At 64.8% G+C, this 14,357-nt stretch carries 15 protein-coding genes; 9 read left to right on the top strand and 6 right to left on the bottom strand.

Going from position 1 to position 14,357, the window contains the following annotated elements; translation table 11 throughout:
* The first annotated feature begins 171 nt into the window (after nt 1-171).
* The 6 genes from C404_RS36590 to C404_RS36565 all read left to right on the top strand — a co-directional run bounded on the left by C404_RS36590 (nt 172) and on the right by C404_RS36565 (nt 5,684).
* A complete protein-coding gene (locus C404_RS36590) occupies nt 172-1,023 on the top strand; it encodes a hypothetical protein (RefSeq protein ID WP_021193718.1) in 852 nt (283 codons plus the stop codon).
* Nucleotides 1,024-1,303: 280 nt separating this feature from the next.
* Nucleotides 1,304-2,431 (top strand): acyltransferase family protein, encoded by a 1,128-nt coding sequence (locus C404_RS36585; RefSeq protein ID WP_021193717.1) that lies wholly within the window; start codon nt 1,304-1,306, stop codon nt 2,429-2,431.
* 89 nt (nt 2,432-2,520) lie between these two features.
* Nucleotides 2,521-3,372, top strand: a complete 852-nt coding sequence (locus C404_RS36580; RefSeq protein ID WP_031328976.1) for a transporter substrate-binding domain-containing protein — start codon at nt 2,521-2,523, stop codon at nt 3,370-3,372.
* 12 nt (nt 3,373-3,384) lie between these two features.
* Nucleotides 3,385-4,167 carry an amino acid ABC transporter permease gene (locus C404_RS36575; RefSeq protein ID WP_021193715.1) on the top strand — a complete coding sequence of 261 codons (783 nt, stop codon included), beginning with the start codon at nt 3,385-3,387 and terminating at the stop codon, nt 4,165-4,167.
* Complete coding sequence (locus C404_RS36570; protein ID WP_021193714.1) at nt 4,160-4,843, top strand: amino acid ABC transporter permease; 684 nt, start codon at nt 4,160-4,162, stop codon at nt 4,841-4,843. The genes C404_RS36575 and C404_RS36570 overlap by 8 nt, the downstream gene beginning before the upstream one ends.
* The gene (locus C404_RS36565; protein ID WP_021193713.1) at nt 4,830-5,684 is read left to right on the top strand and encodes an amino acid ABC transporter ATP-binding protein; all 855 of its coding nucleotides are present in this window, start codon (nt 4,830-4,832) and stop codon (nt 5,682-5,684) included. The genes C404_RS36570 and C404_RS36565 overlap by 14 nt, the downstream gene beginning before the upstream one ends.
* A 10-nt stretch (nt 5,685-5,694) precedes the next feature.
* On the opposite strand, the gene metC is transcribed toward C404_RS36565, so the two are convergent.
* On the bottom strand, nt 5,695-6,930 hold the full coding sequence (metC, locus tag C404_RS36560) for a cystathionine beta-lyase (protein ID WP_021193712.1): 1,236 nt from the start codon (nt 6,928-6,930) through the stop codon (nt 5,695-5,697).
* Nucleotides 6,927-8,546, bottom strand: a complete 1,620-nt coding sequence (locus C404_RS36555) for a rhodanese-like domain-containing protein (protein ID WP_037011192.1) — start codon at nt 8,544-8,546, stop codon at nt 6,927-6,929. Before C404_RS36555 ends, metC begins: the two co-directional genes overlap by 4 nt.
* Before the next feature lie 163 nt (nt 8,547-8,709).
* On the opposite strand from C404_RS36555, the gene C404_RS36550 reads away from it, so the two are divergent.
* Nucleotides 8,710-9,315 (top strand): cysteine dioxygenase family protein, encoded by a 606-nt coding sequence (locus tag C404_RS36550; protein ID WP_021193710.1) that lies wholly within the window; start codon nt 8,710-8,712, stop codon nt 9,313-9,315.
* Nucleotides 9,316-9,322: 7 nt separating this feature from the next.
* Here the strand turns inward: C404_RS36550 and C404_RS36545 are convergent, their stop codons facing one another.
* Nucleotides 9,323-10,276 carry a LysR family transcriptional regulator gene (locus tag C404_RS36545; RefSeq protein ID WP_021193709.1) on the bottom strand — a complete coding sequence of 318 codons (954 nt, stop codon included), beginning with the start codon at nt 10,274-10,276 and terminating at the stop codon, nt 9,323-9,325.
* A gap of 99 nt (nt 10,277-10,375) precedes the next feature.
* Here C404_RS36545 and C404_RS36540 point away from each other — a divergent pair, with 99 nt between their 5' ends.
* Together C404_RS36540 and C404_RS36535 are read left to right on the top strand one after the other, a co-directional pair.
* Nucleotides 10,376-11,191, top strand: a complete 816-nt coding sequence (locus C404_RS36540; protein ID WP_021193708.1) for an alpha/beta fold hydrolase — start codon at nt 10,376-10,378, stop codon at nt 11,189-11,191.
* 76 nt (nt 11,192-11,267) lie between these two features.
* Nucleotides 11,268-11,888, top strand: a complete 621-nt coding sequence (locus tag C404_RS36535; protein ID WP_021193707.1) for a TetR/AcrR family transcriptional regulator — start codon at nt 11,268-11,270, stop codon at nt 11,886-11,888.
* Between the two features lie 13 nt (nt 11,889-11,901).
* Here the strand turns inward: C404_RS36535 and paaE are convergent, their stop codons facing one another.
* From paaE to paaC, 3 genes are read right to left on the bottom strand one after another with little or no spacing between them, the layout of a single operon-like run.
* On the bottom strand, nt 11,902-13,002 hold the full coding sequence (gene paaE / locus C404_RS36530; RefSeq protein ID WP_021193706.1) for a 1,2-phenylacetyl-CoA epoxidase subunit PaaE: 1,101 nt from the start codon (nt 13,000-13,002) through the stop codon (nt 11,902-11,904).
* A 14-nt stretch (nt 13,003-13,016) separates the two neighbouring features.
* The gene (gene paaD / locus C404_RS36525) at nt 13,017-13,556 is read right to left on the bottom strand and encodes a 1,2-phenylacetyl-CoA epoxidase subunit PaaD (RefSeq protein ID WP_021193705.1); all 540 of its coding nucleotides are present in this window, start codon (nt 13,554-13,556) and stop codon (nt 13,017-13,019) included.
* Nucleotides 13,550-14,350, bottom strand: coding sequence for a 1,2-phenylacetyl-CoA epoxidase subunit PaaC (gene paaC / locus C404_RS36520; protein ID WP_021193704.1), 801 nt, complete (start codon nt 14,348-14,350; stop codon nt 13,550-13,552). Before paaC ends, paaD begins: the two co-directional genes overlap by 7 nt.
* Nucleotides 14,351-14,357: the final 7 nt, after the last annotated feature.

Here is a 14,357-nt window from a genome sequence, read left to right as displayed (position 1 = left end):
GATACCGACCTATATAGTCCCGCCGCGTCAACAGCGGCACGCCAATCAGAACAACCATTGCTGCGTCGCCGGCTTGTTTCCGTTTCTTAATGTTTTGGCGATTTCCACGCTCGCCAGAGACTGCGTCCTCTCCAATCGTCTTCCATCGCGCTCTTGATGCGCGCTCTCGCCATGCCTACGTTTGCAGCCCCCGCCGCACAGACTTCCCTGCGCCAAGCCGTGCTGGCGCTAAGCCTCGCGGTATCGTTGCCCGCCATCGCACAAACAAGTGCCACAGCACCGCGCGTGGTTTCCGAGTTGAAGGACATCCGCGTCAAGGCAACCGCCACACTGCCCAAAGCGGGCGGCAGCGCAAGTGACCGGGAGGATTGCCCGCAGCGGGTCATCCAGCCGAAGTCGGCCGCTGCCAAGCAGGTGGCCGCGCAGGGCTGGGCCGTCATGGCCGACGTGCCGCTGGGGCCCTACCGCGCCGTGAGCTTTGCGGGCCAGATGCAGGCCGGCACCAGCGGCACCTGTGCCGCTACGCAAGGCAACATCGCGGTGTTCAGCAATGACAAGCTGATCGCGCTGGCCTATGGCAAGTCGGCAGACGACACCGCTATCGGCAACCTCGTCCCGCTTGAGGGCGGCACCGTGCGCCTGTGGGATGGCGATATCGTTCCCGCGCCCGCGGGCGACCTGCATGTCGACGCCGACGGCACGGTGCGGCTGACCAAGATGGCCGACGAAGAGGCTGTCTGCCAGGGCCGTGCCAAGCTGCCGAACGTCTACGGCATGCCGATCGACAAGGCACGCAAGGTGCTCGCCACCAAGGGCTGGAACCCGGTGCGTGCCAAGGCCAGTGGCGACCCACGGCAAGCGGCGCTGTTCAAACACGGCATCATCGAAACCGACGACTGCTCGGGCACGGGCATGGCCTATTGCAGCTACAGCTACGCCGGCCCGGCCGGCAGGCTGTCGCTGGAAACCGCTGGCGAAGATGACCTGCCGAGCGTGTCGGGCTACAGCGTCAAGTGCCGGTGAGCGCCTTGGCGCTCGGCCGCTCAGTTGTGTTTCGCGACGGATGAGCGCTGCCGTCAGCGCATCCTTGCCTGGGAAATACTGATTAGCGCGAGCCGATGTTGACGCCCGCGCGTCGGGCCTTGACGCAGAGCATCGGTTGAGCACGAACGCGCCACTGCCCTGGCACACAACGGGCGAGAGCACGGGGCACGCAGCTTGCTAAAGTGGTTGGGTTGCCCTAGCTCGTCCACAGCGCGATGGCGGCGGAACCGCTCGTTGCGCCGCAGTCGTCCCACTCAGCGTGAACCGTTCTTCGTCTTCTCTTCAAAGCATCCAGGCACTGCGAGGCTTTGCCGCGCTCTACGTCGTTGTATTCCATTCCGGCCTGGCGCTGGCCCATACCGACATGCCCGCCCTGGCGTGGCTGACCACGCACGTGATCAAGCGCGGACATGTGGGCGTGGATGTCTTCTTTGTCATCAGCGGCTTCATCATTGCGTGGGTCGCCATCCTGGGCCCCAAGGGACCGGAGGCGCCCGGCGAGTTTCTCGTCAAGCGCGCATTCCGGCTGGCGCCGCCTTACTGGTTGATGTCGGTGCTGCATTCCACATGGCTCAATCCGGTGTCGACTGGCGTGCTGCTCAGCTCACTGGCCTTCCTACCGCAGGCCAATGTGGATGCGCCTTACTTCGGCTATCCCGCGCTCTACGTCGGCTGGTCACTCAACTACGAGGCGTTCTTCTATGCACTGTGCGCGCTGGGCCTGGCGCTGTTTGGCAGACGCGCGCTGTGGCTGGTCGCGCTGGCGTTGTTCACCACAACCATCATCGTGCCGTTCTGGCACAGCGGTGTAGTGCTGCGTGATCCAGAAGCGCTCTACACTTGGGCCACACCCCTGCAGGCAATGGCAGCCAATCCGCTCGTGCTCGAATTCCTGCTGGGGGCGGGGCTGGCGTGGCTGTATGCGGAACACCGGCACCGCCTGACACCCGCCTTGGCCCATGTGCTGTTGGCGGCCGGTCTGGGCGCCTTCATCGTCTCCGTGGTCGGGCCCGTGCCCAGGTTTGATCTGCTCGCGCGCGGCCTGCCGGCGGGGGCATTGCTGATCGGTCTGGTGGCGATGGAGTACCGCGGCCTGCTCCGCGTGCCGCGTGCGGCGGTCTGGCTGGGCGAGTTGTCGTATGCGCTCTACTTGGTCCACCCCAGCGTGATCGAAGCCACGCACCGGCTGGTGGGCGTGCTTGCGCCGGAGTGGATCGGTACGCAAGTCCTGCTGTTTGCCGTCAATCTTGCACTCACGCTTGCGCTGGCGGCGCTGCTCCATCGCTATATCGAGCAGCCTTCCATTGCGCTGGGCCGCAAGACGATCGACTGGATGGATACCCAGCGGCATGCGTGGCGCGCACGGCTGGGGCTGCAGAAACCGTGAGCACTGCATAACGTTTCCGGTTTTTATTCGTTCACCGCACGACGGGCGTCTCACACAATGGTTGCCTCAGAAACAATCTGTCGCACGCCATGTCTGCTCGTTCTCACTGGTTCCGTTTTGCCCCTACCTTATTGGCTGCTGCCACGTTGCTGGCAAGCACGGCTGCATCTGCTGACGCCACGCTCGACAAGGTCCAGCAGCGCAAGAAGCTGGTGGTGGGAGTGGTGCTGTCGGGCGGACCCTTCGGTTCCATTGACCCGGTAACGCAACGCGCAACAGGCTTCAATGTCGACTTGGCGCAGGCGCTTGGGCGCGGGCTGGGTGTGGAGGTGGAAACGGTGCAGGTGCAGCCGTCCAACCGCATTCAGTTCCTGCAGCAAGGGCGTGTGGACATTCTTGTTGCCTCGATGGAGCTGAACCCTGAGCGCGCGGAACTGCTGGCCCACGTGCCTTCGCCCTACTACCGCGTAGGCGGCGTGGCGCTGGTGCCCAAAGACAGCCCCGTGCAGAAGTGGAGCGACCTGAAGGGCAAGGATGTGTGCCTGTCGCAAGGCAGCAGCTACACCAAGCCGCTGGCGGCCGAGATCGGTGCCACGCCCAAGGGCTTCAAGAGCCCGGCGGAATCGCTGCTGGCACTGCGCGGCAACAACTGCGCCGCCGCCGTGCATGACGCCACACTGCTCCAACCGCTGCCGCGCACCAACCCGGAATGGAAGGACTACCGCGTTGTCGGCCCAGATCTGATCCCCTCGCCCACCGTTATCTGGGCACGCAAGGGCGAGAACGACACCGTGGCCGCGCTCGATCGCATCGTGCAAGGCTGGCATCGCGATGGCTGGCTGATCGAGACCGAGAAGAAGAATGGCATCCTGCCACCCTCGCCCGCGCTGGTCGAATGGCACGAAGCTGCAAAGGGCACCGTCAAGGCGGGCCGTAGCTGACCCGCATTCCGCATGGCTGACGATCTGCTTCTGCGCGTGATTGCGCTGGTCCGCCATACGGGCCTCGACTACGGCTTCCTGGCTGAAGCCTACGAACGGAATGCGCTGCTGCAAGGCGCCAAGCTCTCGCTGCTAGTGATGTTCAGCACCGTGGTGTTGAGCCTCATCTTTGGGGTGGTGCTGGCGCGCTTGCTGATCTCACCGCGCCGGCGTGTCGCGCAACTCGCCCAGGGCTTTGTTGAACTCACCCGCAACACGCCCACGCTGGTGCAGTTGTGCTGTGCATTCCTGGTCGTCAACACACTCATCACGCAAGCGCTGGCGCAGTGGCAGTTGCGCAACCCGCTCACGCCGTTCTTCTGGGCGGTGGCCATTCTCTCGCTGCACAAAGCGGCCTTTCATGCCGAGGCGTTGCGCGGCGGCATTGAGGCCGTACCGCCCGCCATGCTGGAAGCGGCAACGTCATTGGGCTTCAGCGCACGTGAACGGCTGTGGCGCGTGCAGCTTCCGCTGGCATTTCGTGCCGCGCTGCCTTCGTTGATGAACAACACGGTGGAACTGGTGAAGGCGTCGTCTCTAGCCTCGGCCATTGCGGTGGGCGACATCACCTACAGCGCGCTGATGATCTGGACCCAACGCGACAACGTGCTCGAATGCATGGTGCTGTTACTGCTGTTCTATGGCGTGGTCACCTATGCCGTGCACGCAGCCGGCGTGTGGATCGAACGCCGGCTGCGCATGCCGGGCTATGGGGCCACGGGCCACGCTGTTGCAGGAGGGCCCGCCCATGCCTGACACCCTTCTTGGGACGCTGCTGCACTGGTCACCGGCGCTGCTGCGGGGGTTGGCCATCAATATCGGCATTAGCTTGCTTGCTGTTGGGCTGGGCACGTTGATCGGGCTGGCCGTCGGTGCGTTGCATCTATCGCCGGCACGCTGGGTGCAACGGTTTGCCGGTAGCTACGTCGTCGCCTTCCGGAATGCGCCCTGGCTTGTGCTCGTGTACGGCATTGCTTACGCCGTGCCGTTCGAGATTGTCGTGCGCGGCCATGTGTTTCCGTTTCCCGATTGGCTCAAGGTCACGCTGGCGCTGGCACTGCCGGCAAGTGCCCACGTAGCGGAAATCTTTCGTGGCGCGGTGCTGTCGATTCCGTCTACGCAGTGGGAGGCGGCGGCATCGCTGGCCTTCACGCGCCGCGACATCCTCTGGCGCATCGTGCTGCCACAGTGCCTGCGCCGCATGCTGCCTTCATGGATGAACCTGTATGCGGTCATCACCATGGGCACCGCCATGGCCTCGCTGGTGGGCGTGCATGACCTGCTCGACACCGCGCAGATTGCCAGCAACACCGTCAACCGTACGCCGTTCACGGTGCTTACCTACTTCACTGTGCTCGGGTTGTTCTTCGTCTATTGCTACCCGATTTCGCGCCTGACCCGGCGCCTGGAGCGCGCCCATGTCCTCGCCTGATCTGCTGCCCCTTGATGCGCCTGCTACCAGTGCTCCGCTCGTAGCGTTGCGCGATGTGCATCTGACCTTCGGCACCACAACTGTGCTGCGCGGCATCGACCTCGACGTGCATCGTGGCCAGGCTGTGTCGATCATCGGGCCATCCGGCTCAGGCAAGTCGACGCTCCTGCGTTGCATCAGCGGGCTGTTGCGGCCGCAGCGCGGCAGTGTGACGGTGGACGGCATCCGCGTCGACCAGCTCACCACCGAGGCCGACACGATTGCCCTGCGCAAGCGCATCGGCTTTGTGTTCCAGCAGTACAACCTGTTTCCGCACCTGAGCGTGCTGGACAACCTGACGGCCGCCCCCGTGCGCGTGCTGGGCCGGACAAAGCAAGAGGCCGAAGCCGATGCGCATGCGCTGCTCAAGAAGGTGGGCCTGGCCGACAAGGCACGCGCCTATCCGGGCCAGCTCTCTGGCGGCCAGCAACAACGCGTGGCGATTGCTCGGGCGCTGGCAATGCGGCCCGAGCTGATCCTGTTTGACGAAGTGACCTCGGCGCTCGACCCTGAGACGGTGGGCGAAGTGCTCAACGTCATCGGAGAACTGGTCGACGATGGGCTGACCTGCGTACTGGTGACGCACGAAATGGCCTTCGCACGTGCCATCAGCGATGCTGTGGTGTTTACCGAGCACGGTGTGGTGGTGGAGCGCGGCCCGGCCGAGCAGCTCTTCTCGTCACCGGTAAGCGAGCGCACGCGGGCATTTCTGTCGCGCGCGCTGTCGGGGCACGCCGGGGCACGGCCGCCTGCGCATGCGCCGTGGCACGCCGCCTTTGCAAGCGCGGCGTTTGCTGTCTGATCCCCCTCTCCTACCCGCCGATGGCGTGCAGCTCCGCCACGGGGGCGTGCTGCAGCGCCTGCTCCAGATCGGCAATCAGGTCGTCGGCATCCTCCAGGCCAACGTGCAGGCGTAACACCGCACCGCTGCGGTTCCATTGCACATGGTCTGACAGACGCTCGGGCGCAACCACCGTGACAAGGCTTTCATAGCCACCCCACGAGGCGCCGATGGCGAAGAGCTGCAACGCGTCAGCAACACGCTCTGCAGCGTACTGATCTGCGTCCTTGAGTACGAAGGAAACCAGCCCGTTGGCGCCCGAGAAGTCGCGCTTCCACAGCGCGTGGCCGGGGTCGTCCGGCAATGCCGGATAAAACACCTGCCCCACGCCTGGCTGCGTCTGCAACCATTGCGCGACACGCGTTGCATTGCGCTGGTGCTGCGCCATCCGCACAGGTAGCGTGCGCACGCCACGCAAGGCCAGGTAGGCATCGTCTGCGCCAATGGTCAGGCCCAGCACATCGTGGGCGGCGGCAATGCGGGCGGCCACGGCCTCGGTGCGCGCAATCACGGCACCCAGCATCACGTCGGAATGCCCGGCCACGTACTTGGTGGCAGCCAGCACCGAAACATCGACCCCCGCCTCAAGCGGACGGAACAGGATGCCGGAGGCCCAGGTGTTGTCCGTTGCCAGCACGATGTCGTGGCGCCGCGCGACACGGGCAATGGCCTCCAGATCGTAGATCTCGTACAGCAACGACCCGGGCGACTCGGTGAAGATCAACCGCGTGTGCGGTCGAATGGCAGCTTCCAGGCGCCCATCATTGGGCTCGACATACGACACCTCGATCCCCAATCGTTGCAGCAGCACGGCATCCAGCCGCCGCACGGGCGCGTAGATGCTGTCGGTCACGATCACGTGGTCACCGGGCGAGAGCAGCGCCAAGAACGTCAGCGAGATGGCCGACAGGCCCGACGGCGCAAGGAACGCCCGCACGCCGCCCTCCAGCGCCAGCAGCGCGTCTTCCAGCGCGCGGTGCGTTTGCGAGCCATGGCGGCCGTAGCTCGCGATGTTCTCGCCGGCCTTGCGGCGAGCATGCACGTCGTGCAGGGCCGCGGTGCTGGCATGGCGCACGGTGCTGGTGCGTTCAACGGGCACATTGACGGGCGCGGCTCCGTCAACAAACGGTGGGCTGCCCGCGTGGATGATGCGTGTGGCAAGCGCTTCGGGCACGTTGTGGGAGGCGCGGGTGAATGTGCGGGTCATGGGGCCACCACCTCTGCCGGTTCGTTGACGATTGCACTCGGGCTGCCGAGCGCAAACAGCGCGCGCTCCTGCGCATCGAGTTGCGCTACCAGCCCGATCTCCCAGGCGAGATAGCCGCGCGCGGCATCGAGGTTGCCGTCATGGCGGTCATGCACGAAGAAAAGGTAGTCAATGCGCTCGGCGTCTGCCGGCAGTTCTGGCGTCGCCTCAAGCGGATACCCGGCGGCATGCCACGCGGCAACGCCACCTTCGAGTCGCCGCACGGAAGCCGCCCCCTGCTCCAGCAAGTCCACCGCCGCGAGTGCGCTGACGGCAGCGTCATCGTCCACCAGCACGACCTGTGCGCCGCGCACGTCGTGCAACTGTCGCCGCGTGGCCCAGCGTGCACCGGGAATATGCGCCGTGCGATAGGCAGCGCTGCTGCGCAGATCGAACAACACGACTTCTCCATGCGCGAAGGCGTTGCGCAGCGTGCCCGCGTCGATCCCCACTGGGAGTGCCGGCTGCCACGGCGCATCGCGTGTTGCCAGCAAGGCCGTATTCGCTTCGCTCAAACCGCCTTCCAGCACTGCGGCGTCGTGCCCCTGCTGGCGCAACCAACTGGCGATCACGGGAGCGCGGATACCGTCATCGTCGAAGACGATCAACCAGGCGCCGCGCACGCCGACGTACTGGTCTGTCGCCTGCAGCAACTGGCCGCCCGGCGCATGCACGGCACCCGGCAGGCTGCCGCGCGCAAAGGCATCCGCGGTGCGCACGTCGAGCAGGAAGACCGTACGCGCCCCTTGCTGGATCTCGGCTTGAACCGCCACCGCTGTGACTGTTGGCACAGCAAAGCGATCGGACAGATCCGCCACCGCTGCCTTCGCGCGCCGGCGTGCCGGCACATCGATCGTGTCGGGGTAGCGGCGGTCGGCGCCGTGCTCCAACGTCAGGCCGTGCAACTGCCAGCCTTGCGTACCGTTCTCCAGCGCGTAGATCGGATTCGGCAGCCCCAGATTGCGCAGCGTCTGCGCACCGATGATGCTGCGTGTGCGCCCCGCGCAATTGATGACAACCGGTGTGTCGTCATCCGGCACAAGCGCATGCACGCGCAGTGCCAGCTCACCGTTCGGGCACGCGACGGCACCAGGAATGGTCATGCGGCGGTACTCGGCGACGGTGCGCCCATCCAGCAGCACGTGGCGCTTGTGCTCGCGCTGCCAGGCGGCCAGCTCACCTGCCGTGATGTGCGGTGTGTGATAGGCCAGCTCAGCCAGTTCACCAAACGTCTTGGATGGCACGTTGATGCCCTTGAACAACGCAAACCCGGCGGCCTGCCAGCCGGCATTACCGCCTGCCAGCACGTGCACGCTGTCGTAGCCAAGATCGAGCAAGCGCCGGGCTGCCAGCACGGAGAGCGCACCACCATCGGCATCCGTCACTACCAGCCGAACGTTGCGCCGGGGCACCAGACGCACGGCGTCGATCTCCAGCCGGCTGTATGGTGCTGGCGTTGCCAGGAAGAGATGTCCTTCGCCAAACTCTCCGGCCTCGCGCACGTCGAGCAGTGCGATCTCTGCACCGTCGTGGAGCCACGCCTTCAACGTGACGGCATCAATGGAAGGAACAGACATGCGGGCCTCGCGCGTAACGGAAAGGCCCATGGTAGGCACGCCGCCCCGCGCGCGAGAACGAACCGATGCGTCTATGCATATGCAGGATGCTGCGTTGGTGGTGCGTGCCCGGCGTTCTACACTGGGGCGTCTCTTCTCTGCCCTTCATTGTTCACAACGCGCCATGAGCCTCACCGAGCAACGGGACCACGCGGTCCGTCAAACCCTCATCGCCATTCGTGCCATTGCTGCGCAGGATGGCATCACCTACGCGTCACTCACCCGCATTGCTGATCGGCTGCAGGAACTGGCCGCGCAAGAGGCGCTGTTCCCCTTCGACGCCTTCCCGCCGCCCCCGGCAGATGACGCCGATGCGTCCAGCCGCTACCTGCTGCATGAAGAGGCCGACAAGACCTTTGCGCTGTACCTGAACTCGATCAACCCGGGCAAGATCACGCCGCCGCACAACCACACCACGTGGGCAGTGATCGTTGCACTGGAAGGCGAAGAGTTGAACCGCGTGTACATCCGCACCGATGATGGCCGCGACCCTGAACGGGCCACGCTCGCCCTGTCGCGTGAGGTGGTCGTGCAACCCGGCACGCCCATCACGTTTCTTGCAGACGACATCCACAGCATCCATGTGGTCGGCAACAAGCCTACGCGCCACTTCCACCTGTACGGCCGCGCGCTGGAAACGCTCACTGGCCGCGTCGGCTTTGATCTCGCCACGGGGCGCGTGCTCAACTACAACCGCAACTACATGAGTGCGACCAAGCAGGCCGCCTGACCGCGCGCTACGTCGTCTTGCGCGCGGCGCCTGCCGCGGCCTGGCGCGGCATCCGGCCCAGCACCGGCTTCAGTACCGGCGCCTGCTGGGCCAGAAAATCCCACAACCGATTGGCAACGGGCCCATGCGGCCGATCACGCCGGCGCGCCACCGCCAAGTCCTGGATCATGCCGGGGAAGTGCTTGCCTGCAATCGAGAGCAGACGCCCCTCGCGCAATTCCGCCTCGATCATGAAGCGCGGCAGATGCCCCCATGCCATACCGTGCACGATCAACTCCTTCTTCATCAGCTGATCCGGCACGAAGCACTGCGGGGCGCCCTCCAACACGTAGTGCGCCTGTGATGACGGCTGACGCGCCGAATCGTTGATCACGCATTGCATGAAGCGCTGCATCTGCTGCGGCGTAAGGCCGGACGTTGGCGCAAAAGGCAAAAAACCCGGCGCGACCACCGGTACCATCGCGATCTTGCCTAGGTCGATCCATTCCATGCGCACATCGCCTTTCGGCACGCGGTGCACGATCAGATCGGCCTCGTCTTCCAGCAGACGCTCCCAGGGGCCGGTCACGGCTTCGAACTGCAACTGCAGGCGCGTTTGCGGGCATTGGCCGAAGAACTGGCTAAGCAATGCCAGTACCGGCTGCAACGGACACAGATCGCCCAGCACCACGCGCAACTCTGCCTCTTCCCCCATGGCCAGTTGCTTGGCATGGGTCCGCAGCTCTTCGCTCTCCCGCAGCAACGACTGGACTTTGCGGTGGAAGGACTGGCCGGCCTCCGTCAACCGCACCCGGTAGCCACTGCGGTCCAGCAGGCTCAAGCCGAGTTGCTCCTCCAGCTTGGCCACCGCAGCAAACACCGAGGGGTGCGAGCGGTGCAGCCGGTCAGCCGCCGCCTGAAAGCTCCCCCCTGCCACCACCGCATCGAAGCACTGCAGCTCATGGAGCGTGAAGTTCGACATTGTTTGTTGAATCTACAGAGTTCTTTCAAACTTTATAGTATCCATGAAACAGCCCGGATTCTAGGATGACTCCACCTCAAACACGTTCTGGAACGCATCATGGGATCTCACAACACCCTTTCGTTCATCACCACCGGCGACGGCGTACGTCTGGCCTATCGCTTTGACGGCTCGCCCGACAAGCCTGTCCTGCTGCTGTCCAACTCCATCGGCACCGACCTGCATATGTGGGACGTGACGGTGCCGCAGCTTGCCGAGCACTTCCACGTGTTGCGTTATGACGCGCGTGGCCACGGCGCGTCCGATGCGCCTACGGGGCTGTATTCACTCGATCGACTGGGACGCGATGTGGTGGAGCTGCTCGACGCACTCGGCCTGCAGCGCGTGCACATGCTGGGGCTTTCGCTGGGGGGCATCGTGGCGCAATGGTTGGCCATCCATGTGCCGGAGCGTATCGACCGCCTGGTGCTGTCGAACACCGCTGCCCACCTCGGCCCGGTGCAGTACTTTGACAACGCCATTGCGGAGCTGCAGCGTGCCCCCGACATGCAAGAGACGGCCGAGACCTTCCTGCGCAACTGGTTCCCGGCACACATGCTGGAGGCAAATGACCCGGCGGTCGCACCGTTCCGCCGCGCGCTGCTAGAAACGCCGCGCGAGGGCATCATCGGCGGCTGGACTGCGGTGCGGGATTCAGACCTGCGTCGCACGATCGCGCTCATCCCGCATCCCACGCTGGTCATTGCGGGCCAGCACGATACGGTGACGTCTGCGCGGCACGGCGAGGAGATCGCCGCCGCCATTCCGGGCGCACAACTGCGCATGCTGGACACCGTGCACCTTGCCAACGTGGAGGCGCCGGACGCGTTTATCGGGCTGGTGCTGGATTTCCTGGCCGTGCACGAGACGGCATAACGGATCGGCAACGATGCGCCGCAACCCGTCCGGTTGCGGTTAACATGGCGGCCATCCAACCGATGTGCCGCCAGACATGTCCCGCGTCAAGAACGAAGACGAATTCGAGCTGCGCCGCGAAAGCGTGCTCGACACCGCCGCTGAAGCCTTTGCGGCTGACAGCTACCCGAGCGTGTCGATGAACCAGCTCGCCGCCGCCTGCGGTGGCTCGAAGTCGCGCCTGTACCACTACTACGAAGGCAAGGAAGCGATCCTCTTCGATCTGCTCGACCGCTACACCACGCGGCTGGCCGACCTGGTCGAACGCGCGGAGAGCGATGCGCTGCACGCCAAGCTGTCGGCGCGGGCCACGCTGCATCTGCTGATCCGCACCTTCCTGGCTGAATACGCGACGTCGCGCACGCGGCACGTGGCGCTGCTTAATGATGTGAAGTACCTGTCGCCCGACCAGCGTGACATCGTGCTTGCCCGCGAGCGGGACGTGGTGGCCGCTGTGGGCCGGCAGCTCGGCGCGGCCTACCCCGACAAGGTGGACGAGGCTAACCGCACCCCCATCACGATGATGCTGTTCGGCATGATGAACTGGACGTTCACCTGGCTCAAACCCGATGGCCCACTGTCGTACGAAGGCTATGCCGAGATGGTGATCGAGATGCTGGAGAACGGGCTCGGCAGCCCAGGCGACAAGAAGGGCTGAAGCTCAGCAACCATCAGCGCTCGTCATAGCTCACGACAACACGCTGCGTGAGCGGCCGCGCCTGGCACGTCAGCACAAAGCCTTGCTGGATCTCCCAGTCTTCCAGCGTGAAGTTCTTCTCCATCTCCACGCGCCCTTCCAGCACCTTGGCGCGGCACGTGCAGCACACGCCGCCCTTGCACGCATAAGGCAAGTCCAGCCCAGCGTTCAGCGCGCTGTCGAGCACCTTGGCATCCCCCGCCATCGGCACGTCGTGCGACTTGCCGTCGAGCACCACCGTCAACGCCACATCGCCAGCCACCGCCGCACGCTTGCGCGCTTTGGCCGATTCAGTCGAGGCGTCGCCCACCGGTACGCCAAAGCGCTCGGCATGCACGCGCTCGCGTGGCACACCGCGCTCCAGCAGCACAGCTTCCACCGCATCGATCATCGTGGATGGCCCACAGATGAAGGCAGCGTCGATATCGTCGGGAGGAATCAGCGCATCCAGAAAAGCATGCGCCTTCGCACCGTCCAGCCGCCCGTTGAACAATGCAATCTCCTGCGCCTGGCGCGACAGCACGTGATACAGCGCAAACCGATCGAGATAGCGGTCCTTCAGGTCTTCCAGCGCCTCGCCAAAGATGATGCTGTCGATGCTGCGGTTGCCGTAGACCAGCGTGAAGCGGCTGTGCGGCTCGGCGGCCAGCGTGGTCTTGATGAGCGAGAGGATCGGCGTGATGCCGCTGCCGGCAGCAAAGGCGACGTAGTGGCGCGCACTTTCCGCAGCGAGTGGAACGTAGAAGCGGCCATCAGGCGGCAGCACATCGAGCGATTGCCCCACACGAATGCGGTCGTGCAGGTGGTTGGAGAACACGCCGGCATCCACACGCTTGACGGCCACGCGCAGTTCGCCATGCGCGTCATAGTCCTGCACGGAACAACAGATGGAATACGAGCGCCGCATATCGCTCTGCCCTGTCTCGGGCACCGGCATGCGCAGCGTCAGGAACTGGCCCTGCTTGAAGCGATAGGCATCGCGCAGGTCGTCCGGCACATCAAAGCGTAGGGAAATCGTATCAGCCGTCTCGCCACGCACTTCGGCAATACGCAGCGGGTGAAATTGCGGGGTCATGGCGATCGTTTCGTTTAGTAGGGCTTGAAGTAGTCGAACGGCTCACGGCACGCGCGGCAACGGTACAGCGCCTTGCACGCGGTCGAACCGAAGGCGGAGATGAGCACCGTGTCGTGCGAGCCGCATTGCGGGCAGGCAATGTGCTCGCCCTGTGCCGGGCGCATCAGGCGAATCGGGCGCGCATTGCCCACCGTCACCACGTGGGCTGGCGGTGCAATACCGAAGTCGCGCAGCTTGCGGTGCCCTTCGGGCGTGATCCAATCCGTCGTCCACGCTGGCGAGAGCACGGAGCGCACGCGAAAGGCCCCCACATCCGCCGCCTGCAGCGCGCGGCTCACGTCGTCGGCAATCTGGTCCATCGCCGGGCAGCCGGAATACGTGGGCGTGATGGTTGCCACCACGGTGCCACCACCATCGATCTCCACGTCGCGCAGGATGCCCAGTTCAGCGATCGTGACGACGGGGATCTCCGGGTCGGTCACGGCGTCCAGCGCGGCCCGAGCGCGTGCAAGCCGTGTAGCCACCTCGGCGGAAGCAACGGGCTCGGCTACCACGATGCCCCCGGAAACTGGCGCGCCAGCCCCTGCATTTCGGCCAGCAGATAGCCCATGTGCTCGGAGTGCTCGCCGTGTTTTCCAGTGCTGACGTAGGGGCCTGACTCGGGCAAGGCAAGTGTGGCCTCAGCCAGCGCATCGTTCACCGTTGCCTGCCACACATCACGCAGATCGGCGACGCGCACGCCAATGCCGGCATCGGCCACGGCATCTTCAATGGCATCAGCGGCAAAAAACTCGTTGGTGTAGGGCATCAACCAGTTGAGCGCCGCCTGGGCGCGCGCATGCGACACCTCGGTGCCATCGCCAAAGCGCACCAGCCAGTCACGCGTGTGCGCGAGGTGATAGCGCATCTCCTTGACCGACTTGGCGGCAATGGCGGCCAGTTCTGCATCCTTGGATGCGGCCAGCGCCTCCCACAACGGCACCATCAACGCCGTATACAGGAAGTGGCGGACGATGGTGACCGCGTAGTCGCGTGCCGCAGCGGATGTGGCAACCAGCGGCCCCACATGGGGCAGTTCGAGCAGCGTGTAGTTGCGGAACGCCTGTTCAGTGCGCCAGTAGGCATAGTCGTCTTCGCCGCGCGGCGTACCAGTCAGCGTGCCTTCGAGCTGGCCGGCATGCGTATAGAGCAGTCGCGCCTGACCAATCAAATCGAGGCTCAGGTTGGACAGTGCAATGTCCTCTTCAAGCACGGGGCCATGCCCCGTCCACTCAGCGTTGCGCTGACCAAGAATGAGCGCGTTGTCGGCCAGACGCAGGATGTAGTGCAGATGCGCGTTGGAAGTCATCGCCACG

It is taken from the genome of Ralstonia sp. AU12-08 (assembly GCF_000442475.1).
Lineage (GTDB): Bacteria > Pseudomonadota > Gammaproteobacteria > Burkholderiales > Burkholderiaceae > Ralstonia > Ralstonia insidiosa.
This window is presented reverse-complemented; position numbering and strand designations above follow the sequence as displayed.

What these genes read in the sequence shown, in the direction of transcription:
- C404_RS36590 (WP_021193718.1), top strand. Translation starts at nt 172, where the DNA reads ATGCCTACGTTTGCAGCCCCCGCCGCACAGACTTCCCTGCGCCAAGCC.
- C404_RS36580 (WP_031328976.1), top strand. Translation starts at nt 2,521, where the DNA reads ATGTCTGCTCGTTCTCACTGGTTCCGTTTTGCCCCTACCTTATTGGCT.
- C404_RS36575 (WP_021193715.1), top strand. Translation starts at nt 3,385, where the DNA reads ATGGCTGACGATCTGCTTCTGCGCGTGATTGCGCTGGTCCGCCATACG.
- C404_RS36570 (WP_021193714.1), top strand. Translation starts at nt 4,160, where the DNA reads ATGCCTGACACCCTTCTTGGGACGCTGCTGCACTGGTCACCGGCGCTG.
- C404_RS36565 (WP_021193713.1), top strand. Translation starts at nt 4,830, where the DNA reads ATGTCCTCGCCTGATCTGCTGCCCCTTGATGCGCCTGCTACCAGTGCT.
- metC (WP_021193712.1), bottom strand. Translation starts at nt 6,930, where the DNA reads ATGACCCGCACATTCACCCGCGCCTCCCACAACGTGCCCGAAGCGCTT.
- C404_RS36555 (WP_037011192.1), bottom strand. Translation starts at nt 8,546, where the DNA reads ATGTCTGTTCCTTCCATTGATGCCGTCACGTTGAAGGCGTGGCTCCAC.
- C404_RS36550 (WP_021193710.1), top strand. Translation starts at nt 8,710, where the DNA reads ATGAGCCTCACCGAGCAACGGGACCACGCGGTCCGTCAAACCCTCATC.
- C404_RS36545 (WP_021193709.1), bottom strand. Translation starts at nt 10,276, where the DNA reads ATGTCGAACTTCACGCTCCATGAGCTGCAGTGCTTCGATGCGGTGGTG.
- C404_RS36540 (WP_021193708.1), top strand. Translation starts at nt 10,376, where the DNA reads ATGGGATCTCACAACACCCTTTCGTTCATCACCACCGGCGACGGCGTA.
- C404_RS36535 (WP_021193707.1), top strand. Translation starts at nt 11,268, where the DNA reads ATGTCCCGCGTCAAGAACGAAGACGAATTCGAGCTGCGCCGCGAAAGC.
- paaE (WP_021193706.1), bottom strand. Translation starts at nt 13,002, where the DNA reads ATGACCCCGCAATTTCACCCGCTGCGTATTGCCGAAGTGCGTGGCGAG.
- paaC (WP_021193704.1), bottom strand. Translation starts at nt 14,350, where the DNA reads ATGACTTCCAACGCGCATCTGCACTACATCCTGCGTCTGGCCGACAAC.